The 13,855-nt window shown below is 65.7% G+C and carries 11 protein-coding genes, 2 rRNA genes and 1 riboswitch (1 of these 14 only partly in view); of the genes, 1 reads left to right on the top strand and 12 read right to left on the bottom strand.

Annotated features, from left to right (window positions below; all coding sequences use genetic code 11):
• Positions 1 to 26 precede the first annotated feature (26 nt).
• Positions 27 to 124, bottom strand: a riboswitch (glycine riboswitch).
• 144 nt (positions 125 to 268) lie between these two features.
• Positions 269 to 649, top strand: a complete 381-nt coding sequence (locus OG302_RS34825) for a PRC-barrel domain-containing protein (RefSeq protein ID WP_361843546.1) — start codon at positions 269 to 271, stop codon at positions 647 to 649.
• Positions 650 to 727: 78 nt separating this feature from the next.
• Here OG302_RS34825 and OG302_RS34820 read toward each other — a convergent pair whose 3' ends face one another.
• The 12 genes from OG302_RS34820 to OG302_RS34765 all read right to left on the bottom strand — a co-directional run.
• Positions 728 to 2,152 carry a DNA polymerase IV gene (locus OG302_RS34820; RefSeq protein WP_371530388.1) on the bottom strand — a complete coding sequence of 475 codons (1,425 nt, stop codon included), beginning with the start codon at positions 2,150 to 2,152 and terminating at the stop codon, positions 728 to 730.
• Positions 2,153 to 2,224: 72 nt separating this feature from the next.
• On the bottom strand, positions 2,225 to 2,848 hold the full coding sequence (locus OG302_RS34815) for a MerR family transcriptional regulator (RefSeq protein WP_371530387.1): 624 nt from the start codon (positions 2,846 to 2,848) through the stop codon (positions 2,225 to 2,227).
• A gap of 172 nt (positions 2,849 to 3,020) precedes the next feature.
• A complete protein-coding gene (locus tag OG302_RS34810) occupies positions 3,021 to 3,494 on the bottom strand; it encodes a bifunctional nuclease family protein (RefSeq protein WP_006123076.1) in 474 nt (157 codons plus the stop codon).
• 53 nt (positions 3,495 to 3,547) lie between these two features.
• The gene (locus OG302_RS34805) at positions 3,548 to 4,291 is read right to left on the bottom strand and encodes a MerR family transcriptional regulator (protein WP_371530386.1); all 744 of its coding nucleotides are present in this window, start codon (positions 4,289 to 4,291) and stop codon (positions 3,548 to 3,550) included.
• A 42-nt stretch (positions 4,292 to 4,333) separates the two neighbouring features.
• Positions 4,334 to 5,302 carry an FHA domain-containing protein gene (locus tag OG302_RS34800; RefSeq protein ID WP_371750327.1) on the bottom strand — a complete coding sequence of 323 codons (969 nt, stop codon included), beginning with the start codon at positions 5,300 to 5,302 and terminating at the stop codon, positions 4,334 to 4,336.
• 82 nt (positions 5,303 to 5,384) lie between these two features.
• On the bottom strand, positions 5,385 to 6,260 hold the full coding sequence (locus OG302_RS34795; RefSeq protein WP_371530385.1) for a DUF881 domain-containing protein: 876 nt from the start codon (positions 6,258 to 6,260) through the stop codon (positions 5,385 to 5,387).
• Between the two features lie 5 nt (positions 6,261 to 6,265).
• Positions 6,266 to 6,598: a small basic family protein gene (locus OG302_RS34790; protein WP_030794354.1), complete on the bottom strand. Its 333-nt coding sequence runs from the start codon at positions 6,596 to 6,598 to the stop codon at positions 6,266 to 6,268.
• A complete protein-coding gene (locus OG302_RS34785; protein WP_371530384.1) occupies positions 6,595 to 7,494 on the bottom strand; it encodes a DUF881 domain-containing protein in 900 nt (299 codons plus the stop codon). Before OG302_RS34785 ends, OG302_RS34790 begins: the two co-directional genes overlap by 4 nt.
• An 89-nt stretch (positions 7,495 to 7,583) precedes the next feature.
• Positions 7,584 to 10,079 (bottom strand): sugar phosphate nucleotidyltransferase, encoded by a 2,496-nt coding sequence (locus tag OG302_RS34780; protein ID WP_371530383.1) that lies wholly within the window; start codon positions 10,077 to 10,079, stop codon positions 7,584 to 7,586.
• A gap of 113 nt (positions 10,080 to 10,192) precedes the next feature.
• Positions 10,193 to 10,801, bottom strand: a complete 609-nt coding sequence (locus tag OG302_RS34775; RefSeq protein WP_371530382.1) for a CDP-alcohol phosphatidyltransferase family protein — start codon at positions 10,799 to 10,801, stop codon at positions 10,193 to 10,195.
• Positions 10,802 to 10,962: 161 nt separating this feature from the next.
• Positions 10,963 to 11,079: ribosomal RNA gene (gene rrf, locus OG302_RS34770) — 5S ribosomal RNA — on the bottom strand.
• 91 nt (positions 11,080 to 11,170) lie between these two features.
• Positions 11,171 to 13,855 (bottom strand): 23S ribosomal RNA (locus OG302_RS34765); it runs 440 nt beyond the window's last position.

The following is a 13,855-nucleotide window of genomic DNA, read 5'->3' as shown; positions in this document are numbered from 1 at the left end:
ACGCCCGCCCTACTTTCCAGAGTGACCTCGTCCGTGCGGTACAGGGGCCTGAGAGATTCCGGGGAGGAGTTGCTCCTTCGGCGCCCCCGGTGTCTCCACCGGAGAGCTCTCCCGCACGGGGTCAGCAGCCAAGCGCCAGCCTACCAGCGAGGACCGCGGCCCATCCCTCGAGTGGCCGCCTGCCCCGAAGTGCTCTTTCGTAGTGATTACGAACGAACGAGGATGAGTTACGCCCCACTTCGACACGCCTCGACCAGTTGGAGGGACCGTGCAGACCGATATCGATCCGCGCAACCTGATCGGCCGCAAGGCGTTCGACCGGACCGGGGCCAAGATCGGCACGATCGACGAGGTCTATCTCGACGACGCCACCGGCGCCCCGGAGTGGGCGGCCATACGCACGGGTCTCTTCAGCCGGGACGCGTTCGTCCCCCTCGAGCCCAGCGAGCTCAGGAGCGACGGCACCCTGCGCATCCCCTTCGAACGCTCCCTGATCAAGGACGCCCCCGACTTCGGCGTGGGCCGCCATCTCTCCCCCGAACAAGAACTGCAGCTCTACCACCACTACGGCCTGGACATCACGCCCCCGCAGTCACCGCCGCCGCCGGACAAGGACTTCGGCACCATCGCGGGCCAGGAGAGCCCCTGACACTCACCGCGGCCACCCGGCCCGCCTCCGGGGCTCCGGGCTCCGGCTCCGGCTCCGGCTCCGGGGCAGGCACCGGCATCACTGCGGCTCCAGCGCCTCAGGAACCGCCACCAGCGGCAAGGGCTCAGCAGGCTCAAGGGCCGGATCATCCGTACGGAACGTCCGCACCCGCCCCGGCGCCGTCGACTCGGGCGTCTCGAAGCGGACCGTGACCCGCCCCAGGCCGCTGCCCTGCACCCACCCGTGCCCGTACTCGGCATGCCGCACGTCGTGCCCGGCGGCCCACCGCCGCTCGGCCGCGGTGACCGGCTCCGCCACCGTCCCGCTCACGGGCTCCGCCGCGGCCTCACCGGCCCGCTCCTCCTGCACCGCCTCGCGCTGCGTCTCCAGGGCCTCCACGGCCTCGGCAGCGGCCTCGGCCTGAGCCTGTGCCTGGGCCTGCGCGAAGAGGTCCTCCTGCGTGTAGTCGGCGAGCCCCGTGACGCCCACCCCCAGGAGCCGCACGCCCCCGGTGGTGTCCACGGACTCGAGGAGCCGCGCGGCGGCCTCCCGGACCACTCCGGGGTCGTCCGTGGGCCCACGCAGCGTCTCGGAGCGCGTCAGCGTGGAGAAGTCGAACCGCCGCACTTTCAGGACGATGGTCCGCCCGGAGTGCCCCGCCGCCCGCAGCCGCTCCACACACCGGTCGGCGAGCCGCGCGACCTCGCCCCTGACCCGTACCCGGTCATGGATGTCCACGTCGTACGTGTCCTCGACGCTGACCGACTTCGATTCCCGCTCCGCCACCACGGGCCGCTCGTCCCGCGCGAGGGCCATCGCGTACAGCGCGCTGCCGTGCGACTTCCCGAGGAGCCTTACGAGCTCGTCCCCGCCCGCCTCCGCGATCTCCCCCACGGTCGCGATCCCACCCCGCCGCAGATGATCCCCGGTGGCGGGCCCGACCCCGGGCAGCGTCCGCACCGGCATCGGCGCGAGCAGGTCCCGCTCGGTCCCCGGCACTATCAGCCGCAGCCCGTCCGGTTTGGCATCCTCCGAGGCGATCTTCGCCAGCATCTTGGACGCGGCGAGCCCGACCGACCCCGCGAGCCCCGTCACCGCCTTGATGTCCGCGCGCAGCCGCTCGCCCACCACCAGCGCGGACGCCTGGTCGTCGGCCACGCCGCCCGCCTCCAGGTCGACGAAGGCCTCGTCCAGGCTGAGCGGCTCCACCAGCGGCGACAGCTCCCGCAGCAGCGCCATCACCTGGTCGCTGATCTCGCGGTAGAGCCCGAAGCGGGGCACCAGATAGGCGGCATTGGGCGCCAGCCGCCGCGCCTGCCCCATGGGCATGGCCGAGTGCACACCGAACTTCCGCGCTTCGTACGAGGCCGTCGCCACCACGCCGCGCGGCCCGAGACCGCCCACGACCACGGCTTTCCCGCGCAGACTCGGCTTCGCGGCCTGCTCGGCAGACGCGTAGAAGGCATCCATGTCCAGATGCAGAATCGTGGGCGCGGTTCTCACACCCCTGATGCTGCCCTACGCCACTGACAACGCCCCCTGAAACGCACCGCGCACCCGCAGGCCGCGACCGCCTCACACGGCCCTGTTGCGCCGCCTCGCGAGCTCATCGGCGGGGTTCTGCCGCACCAGCGTCTCCCCGGTGTCGACCCGCTCCCCGTGCAGCTGCGAGAGCGCCGACTCCACGTCCCGCCACACGACGCCCACGGCGATCCCGAAGACCCCCTGGCCGCCCTGGAGCAGGTCGTGGACCTCGTCGGGCGACGTGCACTCGTAGACCGTGGCGCCGTCGCTCATGAGCGTCATCCGCTCCAGGTCCTGGAAACCGCGGTCCCGCAGGTGCTGCACCGTGGTCCGGATGTTCTGCAGGGACACACCGGTGTCGAGGAACCGCCGCACGATCTTCAGGACGACGACGTCCCGGAAGCTGTAGAGCCGCTGGGTCCCCGACCCGCCCGCAGAGCGAACACTGGGCTCGACGAGACCCGTACGGGCCCAGTAGTCGAGCTGGCGGTACGTGATGCCGGCGGCCGCGCACGCGGTCGGCCCCCGATATCCGATCTGTTCCTGTTCGGACTGTCCGGACGTGGCGTCCCCGCTCCCCTGAACCGCCATCGGCCTCTTCGGAGAGTGACCGGCCGCGCTGCTCTGAAGCGGATACGGACCGCCCATCGCCGTACCGTCGCCGCTGCTTCTCACGCCGACCTCCGTCCTTGACCTGCCTCCACGACGGTAGGCAGTCACCAGGGGCTCGTCAACGATCGCCACACTCGGCACGCCGAGTGATAATCACCCTAAGAGTGGTTTGCCGTACCGCGCCGCCGGGAACGGCTAGTCGAATGGTCCGCCGGGACCCTCGGGAAGCGACGGCCTACTGGCTGTTGGTACCGAAGTCCTCGGGCGAGATCTGGTCGAGGAACTCGCGGAACTTCTCCACCTCGTCCTCCTGCTCGTCCGGAATGGCGATGCCCGCATCGTCCAGGACACCGTCACTGCCGTAGATCGGCGTTCCGGTGCGCAGTGCGAGCGCTATGGCGTCGGACGGCCTCGCGCTCACCTCGACTCCACTGGCGAAGACCAGCTCCGCGTAGAAGACGCCTTCTCGGAGGTCCGTGATGCGCACTTCGGTGAGCTCCTGACCCACCGCCTCCAGCACGTCCTTGAACAGGTCGTGGGTCAGCGGTCGTGCGGGCGCCATCCCCTGCTGTGCGAAGGCGATCGCGGTCGCCTCCCCTGGTCCGATCCAGATGGGGAGGTATCGATCGCCTCCCACTTCACGCAGGAGCACGATCGGTTGGTTGGAGGGCATTTCCACCCGGACACCTACGACGTCGAGCTCGTTCACACAGCAACCCTAGGACGTGCCCGGCCGGTTTGGGTAGTCGGGCACCCCCCGAGTCAGGGCAACCGCACTCCGAGAGCGGTCTGCACCAGCGCGGAATGGAGCTTTCCGGTCAGCCCCGCGAGTTCCTTCGTACGGGCTTCCGCATGGGCTCTGGTCTGCGGATTGCGGTGCCGGCGCAGCGGCGCGACGACCTGGTCGACCAGGCCCGCCTCACGCTCGGCCGCCGACTTCAAGGTGCGCAGATGCCTGGGTTCGATACCGAATCGCCCAAGTTCGACGACGAGCGCGGCGACCGTCACGGCCTCCGCGTCATAACCACCGTCCGGCAAGGGCACGATGAGCCCGTACGCCTCCCAGTCGGCGAGCTGCTCCGCGTCGATCTCGGCGGCGGCCAGCAGCTCCGCACGGCCCACACGGGCAGCGGTTGGCTCCCCGGCGTCACTGACGCCCCAGGCGTCACCAGGCTCGCGCGGCTGCCCCAGGGAGGGCATGGAGACCCGCTCACCGCGTTCCATGGCGTCCAGGTGCTCCCGGATCACCTTGAGCGGCAGATAGTGGTCCCGCTGCATCCGCAGGACGTGACCGAGCCGCTCGACGTCTTCCGGGGTGAATTTCCGGTAGCCCGAAGGTGTGCGCTCCGGCTCGATGAGCCCTTCCGACTCCAGAAAACGGATCTTGGAGATTGTGACCTCGGGAAACTCGTCACGCAGCGCGTTCAACACCGCGCCGATGCTCATCAGCCGACGGTCCTCGGCGGCGGTGCCGTTCCCGGCACCGCCCCTCGGTGTTTGAAGCATGGACCTTCCTGGGGGTCCCCCCGGACGAAGTCCGGGGGAGGATCAGATGCCGATGCCCCGCTGGCTCGCGTAGAAGACCAGCCGGTACTTGCCGATCTGCACCTCGTCGCCGTTCGACAGCGCGACCGAGTCGATGCGCTCCCGGTTGACGTACGTGCCGTTGAGGCTGCCCACATCGGCGACGGTGAAGGAACCGTCACCGAGGCGACGGAACTCCACGTGGCGACGCGAAACGGTCACGTCGTCCAGGAAGATGTCGCTCTGCGGGTGGCGCCCCGCCGTGGTCAGCTCGCCGTCCAGAAGGAAGCGGCTGCCCGAGTTCGGCCCACGGCGCACCACGAGGAGCGCGGAACCGAGCGGCAGTGCGTCAACGGCGGCCTGGGCCTCCGGCGAGAGGGCGGGCGAGGCGGTCTGCCCCGTCACCTCCGCGTCGTAGGCCTCCAGGCCGGAGATGGAGATCGTGGAGGTCGTCTCGGACGGACGCTCCGGCGCGGCCCCGGCCCGCAGCGGCGCGCCGCAGTTGGAGCAGAACCGGCTCGCCTCGGCGTTGCGGTTCCCGCACCTCGTACACACCAGGGCCATGGACGGATCCTCCTGCCGCGGCTGCCCCGCGGGGGCATTCGATGCGTACGGATCGGGGCTAAACCCTCCACCCGTACTTGAGGTTGACGGTTCTCCGAAACCTATGCGGCCCGGACCGGCAGGGTCAACAGACGACGCGCCCTGCGCGCCCGAAATGTCACCGCCTGGCCCACCGACCTGATCACGGAACATCGGGCGCTCGGCGCCCTGCTCCTCGGCATCTCCATGGCGCGGGGCACGGTGGCGGGCGGTGGCGGGATTGCCACTGTCCTCACGTGCGCTCTTGCCGAACAACTTCGCAAACAACTTCACGGGCGATTCCCCTTGACCGAAACAGACCCGCCCGTGGGGCAGGACGAACCCTGATTGCACACACCGGCGTACATCGGCAGCACAGACATCCTCACAACGTCCGCATCCACCAAACAGTTTCCACCACGCACCACGCTTACAGTGCGCCGACCCCCCGCAACCTCATGCCCTCGACCGGCGGGCCCCATGCGCCCCCGCCTCACTGGGACGACGACCGAGCGTAGTCAGGCCGCTTCGCCGGTCGCAAGGCGTCCACCACGATCTTCTCCGCTCGCGTCACGGTGACGGTGGCCTGCTCCTTCTCCAGAGTCTGCACCACGCCACCTGGGATGTTCAGCGCCGGCTCGAGGTCCTGCGGCTTGCCGATCACCTTGAACCGATAGGGCTTGCCGACCTTGCGGCCGTCCACCCGGACACCACCACTGTCCGTATCCGACAGATAGGTGTTGGCCACTACGCGTACATCATTGATCTGGATGGCCTCGGCACCCGCGGCACGCAACTCCTGAATGGCATCGAGCAGCATGTCCGCCTCTACCGACCCCTTCTTGTCATCGATGGTCAGCGTGATACCAGGACCCTGCGCGGCCACGGTGCCCGCCAGAATGCCGAGTTGACGCTCCTTCTCGGCAGTCTGCTTGCGGGCCTCCTCGGCCTGGTCCGAGCTGTTCTCCAGCCCGGTCCGCTGGTCCTCGAGACGCTGCTTCTCACCTTCCAGACGCTGTGTACGGTCATCCAGTTCATCGAGGATGCGTACGAGATCTTCCTGACGTGCGCCACGGAGCGCGCTGCTGTCGTTGTTGGAGCGCACCTGGATGGCGAGACCGAGCCCCAGCACGAACAGCAGCAGCGCCACGATGAGTTGAGGGCGCGTGACGCGCGGCGGCCACAGCCCCTCCGCCAGCCGCTGACGGCCGCTCAGCGACGCCTGCCCGTCCTGCGGCTCGTCGTGCCGCTCGTGCTGCTCGTCCTGCTCGGGCGACGCGCCGTCCCCGGGCCCGGTGGGCACACCGTGCACCTCCGCGGGCAGTTCCCTGCTCCGGCTGTCGCCCCCGGGCGTCTCGTCCGTACCCATCGGTGTCACGCCCTGAAGATGTGTCGGCGGATGGCGGCGGCGTTGGAGAAGATCCGGATGCCGAGCACCACCACGACGCCGGTGGAGAGCTGCGCGCCCACGCCCAACTTGTCGCCCAGGAAGACGATCAGGGCGGCCACGACCACGTTCGAGAGGAACGACACCACGAAGACCTTGTCGTCGAAGATGCCGTCGAGCATCGCGCGCAGGCCTCCGAACACCGCGTCGAGTGCCGCGACCACGGCGATCGGAAGGTACGGCTCGACCACGGCCGGAACCTCGGGCCGGACCAACAATCCGGCCACGACTCCCACGACGAGGCCCAGTACGGCGATCACGATGTGCCCTTTCCTGCCTTCGGCTCTGCTGTACGTACGGTCACACTCGGTGCTGCCGGCAGTCGGACATCGTCCTGGACTGAAATGCTGGTCCGGACGTCGAAGTTCTCCTGCAGAGCATGCAGATACTGACCGTCGCGACTGTTCTGGAAGCGCGTGCTCAAACGCTGTCCGTCGCCCACGGCAAGCACCGTATACGGCGGCACGAGCGGCTTGTTGTCGACCAGTATCGCGTCACCCGCGGCCCTGATCGCCGACAGCGCCGTCAGCCGCTGGTCGTTGATGGCGATCGCCTCCGCGCCGGACTGCCACAGGCCGTTGACGACCCGTTGCATGTCACGGTCGCGGACCCGTCCCGTGTCGGAGAATCCCGCGCTCTCACGCGGGCCGCCCCCGCCCTGGTCGGCTTCCTTGGCGTCGTCCACCACAAGCTTCACGCCGGGCCCGTGGATCTTGGTCGCACCGGAGAGCAGGGACACCAACTCGCCCTGGCTGCCCCCGTGTTTCTTCAGTGCCTCACGCTGCCGCTCGCCCACGTCGTCCCGGAGCGTCTCGACGTCCTCTTCGAGCTCGTCGGCGTCCGAGGTCGCCGACTCGATCCGGTCGATGAGCTCCGCGCGCTCCTTGGCGACCACCGGAGCCGCTATCCGCGCCTGCGCGGCACCCACCGTCACCACCAGGGCCGCGAGCACGAGCCCGAGTGCGAGACCGAGCTTCGCCCGCAGCGGACGCGGCACTCCACCGGCGCCTTTGGCCTTCTTGCGGGCCGCCGCCTCGGCGTATCCCTCGTCCAGGCTGTGGTCCATGACCGTGTTCAGCAGCGACATGGAGGCGTCCGGACGCCGGGGGCGCGAGGGGGTGCTCCGAACGGGGGGCTGCTGCGGCATGCCGCACATCGTCGCACGTCGCGGGCGTTACCTCCGAATGGCCCCACCGGCGTGCCGGACGGCACCCGTCAAGGGTGCCGTCCGCCCCGTGCCACCGGTCAACGACCGGCGCTGTCCACCACCGCCGACCATTCGTCGAGCAGCGCCTGAGCGGACGCGTCGTCCGGCCCTTCGGCCCACAGATGGGTGACGGCCTCCGCGGGGTCGGGCAGCACCAACGCCCACCGCCCGTCGGACTCCACGACCCGCACGCCGTCGGTGGTGTCCACCGAACGCTCCCCGGCCGCCTCCACCACGGTCCGCATCACGAGCCCCTTGACCGCCCACGGCGTCGCGAGGTCGCGCCGCAGCACATGGGCACGCGGGATACGTGCGTCGATCTGGCTCAGCGTGAGCTGCGTCCGCGCCACCAGGCCGATGAGCCGCACGAAGGCGGCCGTACCGTCGAAGACGCTGCTGAACTCGGGAATGATGAAGCCGGCGCGGCCGTCCCCACCGAAGATGGTCGACTCGTCACGCCCCACGCGCGTCAGGTCGTCGGGCGACGTGGTCGTCCAGTCCACCTGCGTCCCGTGGTACGCGGCCACCTGCTCGCCGATGCGCGTCGTCGTGACCGGCAGCGCGACGCGACCACTGCGGCGTTCCGCGGCGACCAGGTCGAGCATGACCAGCAGCGCGCGGTCGTCCTCGATGATCCGCCCCTTCTCGTCGACGAGCGAAAGCCGCTCACCCACCGGATCGAACCGCACACCGAAGTCAGCACGCGACGACGCCACGATCTCGCCCAGCCGCACCAGGCCCGACCTGCGGGTCTCGTAGGTCTCGGTCGGACGTGACTCGTCGAGCCCCGGATTGATGGTCAGCGCGTCGACACCGAGCCGCCCGAGGAGGCTCGGCAGCACAAGACCGGCGCTTCCGTTGGAGGCGTCGACGACGACCTTCAGGTTCGACTCCGCCACACCCGTGGTGTCGACATTGCGCAACAGCGAACCCGTGTAGGAATCGAAGACGCTGGACGGGAAGTGCAGGTCCCCGATCTCGCCGGGGAAGGCCCGCCGGTACTCCTGGCGTGCGTACACCCGGTCCAGCTTCCGCTGACTCCCCTGCGAGAGGTCGGCCCCTCGCCCGTCGAAGAACATGATGTCGACGGAGTCGGGCACCCCTGGCGTCGTCCGGATCATGATCCCGCCGGCACTGCCCCGAGCCGTCTGCTGCCGCGCCACGGGCAGCGGCACGTTCTCCAGGTCCCGTACGTCGATGGCGCTGGCCTGCAGCGCCGAGATCACCGCTCGCTTCAGCGCCCGCGCGCCTCGGGAGTGGTCACGGGCCGTGGTGACGGTCGAGCCCTTCTTGAGGGTCGTGGCATACGCCCCCGCGAGCCGCACCGCGAGTTCCGGCGTGATCTCCACGTTCAGGATCCCGGAGACACCACGTGCTCCGAAGAGATGGGCCTGGCCCCTCGACTCCCAGATGACCGAGGTGTTGACGAAAGCGCCGGCCTCGATCGTCTTGAACGGATAGACGCGGACATTGCCCTGGATAATCGATTCCTCACCGACGAGGCACTCGTCGCCGATGACGGCACCGTCCTCGATGCGGGAGGCCCGCATGATGTCGGTGTTCCTGCCGACGACACAGCCCCGCAGATTGCTGTGCTGGCCGATGTAGACGTTGTCGTGCACGACGGCCTTGTGCAGAAAGGCGCCCGCCTTCACGACGACGTTCGATCCCAGGACCGTGTGCTCACGAATCTCGGCGCCGGCCTCTACCTTGGCGTAGTCACCGATGTAGAGCGGCCCGCGCAGCGTCGCGTCGGGGTGCACCTCGGCGCCTTCGGCAACCCACACACCGGGCGAGATCTCGAAGCCGTCGAGCTCGACGTCGACCTTGCGCTCCAGCACGTCGGCCTGAGCCTTGACGTAGCTCTCGTGCGTGCCGACGTCCTCCCAGTAGCCCTCGGCGATGTACCCAAAGATGGGCTTGCCTTCCTTCATGAGCTGGGGGAAGACGTCGCCGGACCAGTCCACCGACACGTCGGCGTCGACGTAGTCGAAGACCTCGGGCTCCATGACATAGATACCCGTGTTCACCGTGTCGGAGAAGACCTGCCCCCAGGTCGGCTTCTCCAGGAAGCGTTCGACCTTTCCTTCTTCGTCCACGATGGTGATGCCGAATTCCAGCGGATTGGGTACGCGCGTCAGGCATACGGTGACGAGCGCGCCCTTCTCCTTGTGGAAATTGATCAGCTCGGTGAGATCGAAGTCGGTCAGTGCATCACCGGAGATCACGAGGAACGCATCATCCTTCAATGCTTCCTCGGCGTTCTTCACGCTCCCGGCAGTGCCGAGTGGCTTCTCCTCATTGGCATAGGTGAGCTCCATCCCGAGCTCTTCACCATCGCCGAAGTAATTCTTGACCAGAGAGGCCAGGAACTGAACTGTCACTACGGTCTCGGTGAGCCCATGCCTCTTGAGCAGCCGCAGCACATGCTCCATGATGGGCCTGTTGGCCACAGGCAGGAGCGGCTTGGGCATGCTCGAGGTCATAGGGCGAAGGCGCGTGCCTTCGCCTCCGGCCATTACGACGGCCTTCATGTCGGAAGCGTCCTCCTCAATAGACGACGATCTAGCCGACTTAGCCCGCCAAGATAGCCCCGTGAATGTCGCTCACGGGACTGCAAGCCTCTACAGCTGCCCAATCGGCAAGCTCAATCGGCCGTGATGTTCGCACGGACAAGGCGGCGGACCTGAACCACGTAGAGGATCCCTGCCCACCAGTACAGACTTGTACCCCATCCTGCGAACGCCCATCCGAAAATAGCAGCGAGTGTGCTGATCCAGCCACTTCCGTCGCTGAGGAGCAGTAGTGGAAAGGCGTACATCAGGTTGAAGGTGGCCGCCTTGCCGAGGAAGTTCACCTGGGGCGGCGGATAGCCGTGACGCCTGAGGATCCAGACCATCACCAGCAGCATCAGCTCACGCAGCAGCAGCGCCGCGGTCAGCCAGAGCGGGAGAATCTCCCGCCAGGTGAGCCCGACCAGAGTGGACAGAATATAGAGCCGGTCAGCGGCAGGGTCGAGCAGCCGCCCGAGGTTGCTGATCTGGTTCCAGCGGCGGGCCAGCTTGCCGTCGAGATAGTCGCTGATGCCGCTCAGCATCAGCACCAGCAGCGCCCAGTGGTCGCTCTTGGGCCCGCCGAACTCCGGCCTGAGGATCAACCACAGGAAGAGGGGTACGCCAACGAGACGCGCCATGCTGAGCACGTTCGGGATGGTGAGGACCCGGTCCGTCTGGACGCGAGTCTCCTGGACCTCCACCCGGGGGCCTCCTGTGGGAAACGAGCCAATGATGCCCCCTGACCTTACCGTCAGTTGTCAGCCGGCGGTGCAGAGGGGTGACGCGGAGCCACAAAGGCCCGGAAACGCAAAAAGCCGTGGCCCCTGGACGATAAAGTCCAGGGGCCACGGCTATAAAATGAGTTCGGCGGCGTCCTACTCTCCCACAGGGTCCCCCCTGCAGTACCATCGGCGCTGTGAGGCTTAGCTTCCGGGTTCGGAATGTAACCGGGCGTTTCCCTCACGCTATGACCACCGAAACACTATGAAACTGTCAACCGCACCGTAGTCGTGGCCCGACATACGGGGTTGTTCGTGGTTTCAGAACCAACACAGTGGACGCGAGCAACTGAGGACAAGCCCTCGGCCTATTAGTACCAGTCACCTCCACCCGTTACCGGGCTTCCAGATCTGGCCTATCAACCCAGTCGTCTACTGGGAGCCTTAACCCCTCAAAGGGGGTGGGAATACTCATCTCGAAGCAGGCTTCCCGCTTAGATGCTTTCAGCGGTTATCCTTTCCGAACGTAGCCAACCAGCCATGCCCTTGGCAGGACAACTGGCACACCAGAGGTTCGTCCGTCCCGGTCCTCTCGTACTAGGGACAGCCCTTCTCAATATTCCTACGCGCACAGCGGATAGGGACCGAACTGTCTCACGACGTTCTAAACCCAGCTCGCGTACCGCTTTAATGGGCGAACAGCCCAACCCTTGGGACCGACTCCAGCCCCAGGATGCGACGAGCCGACATCGAGGTGCCAAACCATCCCGTCGATATGGACTCTTGGGGAAGATCAGCCTGTTATCCCCGGGGTACCTTTTATCCGTTGAGCGACGGCGCTTCCACAAGCCACCGCCGGATCACTAGTCCCGACTTTCGTCCCTGCTCGACCCGTCGGTCTCACAGTCAAGCTCCCTTGTGCACTTACACTCAACACCTGATTACCAACCAGGCTGAGGGAACCTTTGGGCGCCTCCGTTACTCTTTGGGAGGCAACCGCCCCAGTTAAACTACCCATCAGACACTGTCCCTGATCCGGATCACGGACCCAGGTTAGACATCCAGCACGACCAGAGTGGTATTTCAACGTTGACTCCACGAACACTGGCGTGCCCGCTTCAAAGTCTCCCACCTATCCTACACAAGCCGAACCGAACACCAATATCAAACTGTAGTAAAGGTCCCGGGGTCTTTCCGTCCTGCTGCGCGAAACGAGCATCTTTACTCGTAGTGCAATTTCACCGGGCCTATGGTTGAGACAGTCGAGAAGTCGTTACGCCATTCGTGCAGGTCGGAACTTACCCGACAAGGAATTTCGCTACCTTAGGATGGTTATAGTTACCACCGCCGTTTACTGGCGCTTAAGTTCTCAGCTTCGCACACCCGAAAGTGCACTAACCGGTCCCCTTAACGTTCCAGCACCGGGCAGGCGTCAGTCCGTATACATCGCCTTACGGCTTCGCACGGACCTGTGTTTTTAGTAAACAGTCGCTTCTCGCTGGTCTCTGCGGCCACCCCCAGCTCACGGAGTAAATCCGATCACCGGTGATGGCCCCCCTTCTCCCGAAGTTACGGGGGCATTTTGCCGAGTTCCTTAACCATAGTTCACCCGAACGCCTCGGTATTCTCTACCTGACCACCTGAGTCGGTTTAGGGTACGGGCCGCCATGAAACTCGCTAGAGGCTTTTCTCGACAGCATAGGATCATCCACTTCACCACAATCGGCTCGGCATCAGGTCTCAGGCTTAATGCGTGACGGATTTACCTATCACACGCCCTACACCCTTACCCCGGGACTACCACCGCCCGGGCTGGACTACCTTCCTGCGTCACCCCATCACTCACCTACTACCACCTTGGACCGGCGGCTCCACCACTTCCCTTTGCCCGAAGGCTCCAGGACGGCTTCACGGCCTTAGCATCAATGGGCTCGATGTTTGACGCTTCACAGCGGGTACCGGAATATCAACCGGTTATCCATCGACTACGCCTGTCGGCCTCGCCTTAGGTCCCGACTTACCCTGGGCAGATCAGCTTGACCCAGGAACCCTTAGTCAATCGGCGCACACGTTTCTCACGTATGTATCGCTACTCATGCCTGCATTCTCACTCGTGAACCGTCCACCACTAGCTTCCGCTGCAGCTTCACCCGGCACACGACGCTCCCCTACCCATCACAGCACCCGTTGGGGCTTATTACTGCAATGACACGACTTCGGCGGTACGCTTGAGCCCCGCTACATTGTCGGCGCGGAATCACTTGACCAGTGAGCTATTACGCACTCTTTCAAGGGTGGCTGCTTCTAAGCCAACCTCCTGGTTGTCTCTGCGACTCCACATCCTTTCCCACTTAGCGTACGCTTAGGGGCCTTAGTCGATGCTCTGGGCTGTTTCCCTCTCGACCATGGAGCTTATCCCCCACAGTCTCACTGCCGTGCTCTCACTTACCGGCATTCGGAGTTTGGCTAAGGTCAGTAACCCGGTAGGGCCCATCGCCTATCCAGTGCTCTACCTCCGGCAAGAAACACACGACGCTGCACCTAAATGCATTTCGGGGAGAACCAGCTATCACGGAGTTTGATTGGCCTTTCACCCCTAACCACAGGTCATCCCCCAGGTTTTCAACCCTGGTGGGTTCGGTCCTCCACGACCTCTTACAGCCGCTTCAACCTGCCCATGGCTAGATCACTCCGCTTCGGGTCTTGAGCGCGCTACTATATCGCCCTATTCGGACTCGCTTTCGCTACGGCTTCCCCACACGGGTTAACCTCGCAACGCACCGCAAACTCGCAGGCTCATTCTTCAAAAGGCACGCAGTCACGACTGTATGTGCAAGCACATACAGCGACGCTCCCACGGCTTGTAGGCACACGGTTTCAGGTACTATTTCACTCCGCTCCCGCGGTACTTTTCACCATTCCCTCACGGTACTATCCGCTATCGGTCACCAGGGAATATTTAGGCTTAACGGGTGGTCCCGCCAGATTCACACGGGATTTCTCGGGCCCCGTGCTACTTGGGTGTCTCTCAAACGA

Source organism: Streptomyces sp. NBC_01283, from assembly GCF_041435335.1.
Classification (GTDB): Bacteria; Actinomycetota; Actinomycetes; order Streptomycetales; family Streptomycetaceae; genus Streptomyces.
The sequence above is the reverse complement of the archived record's forward strand: the minus strand, read 5'-3'. Positions and strand labels throughout refer to the sequence as shown.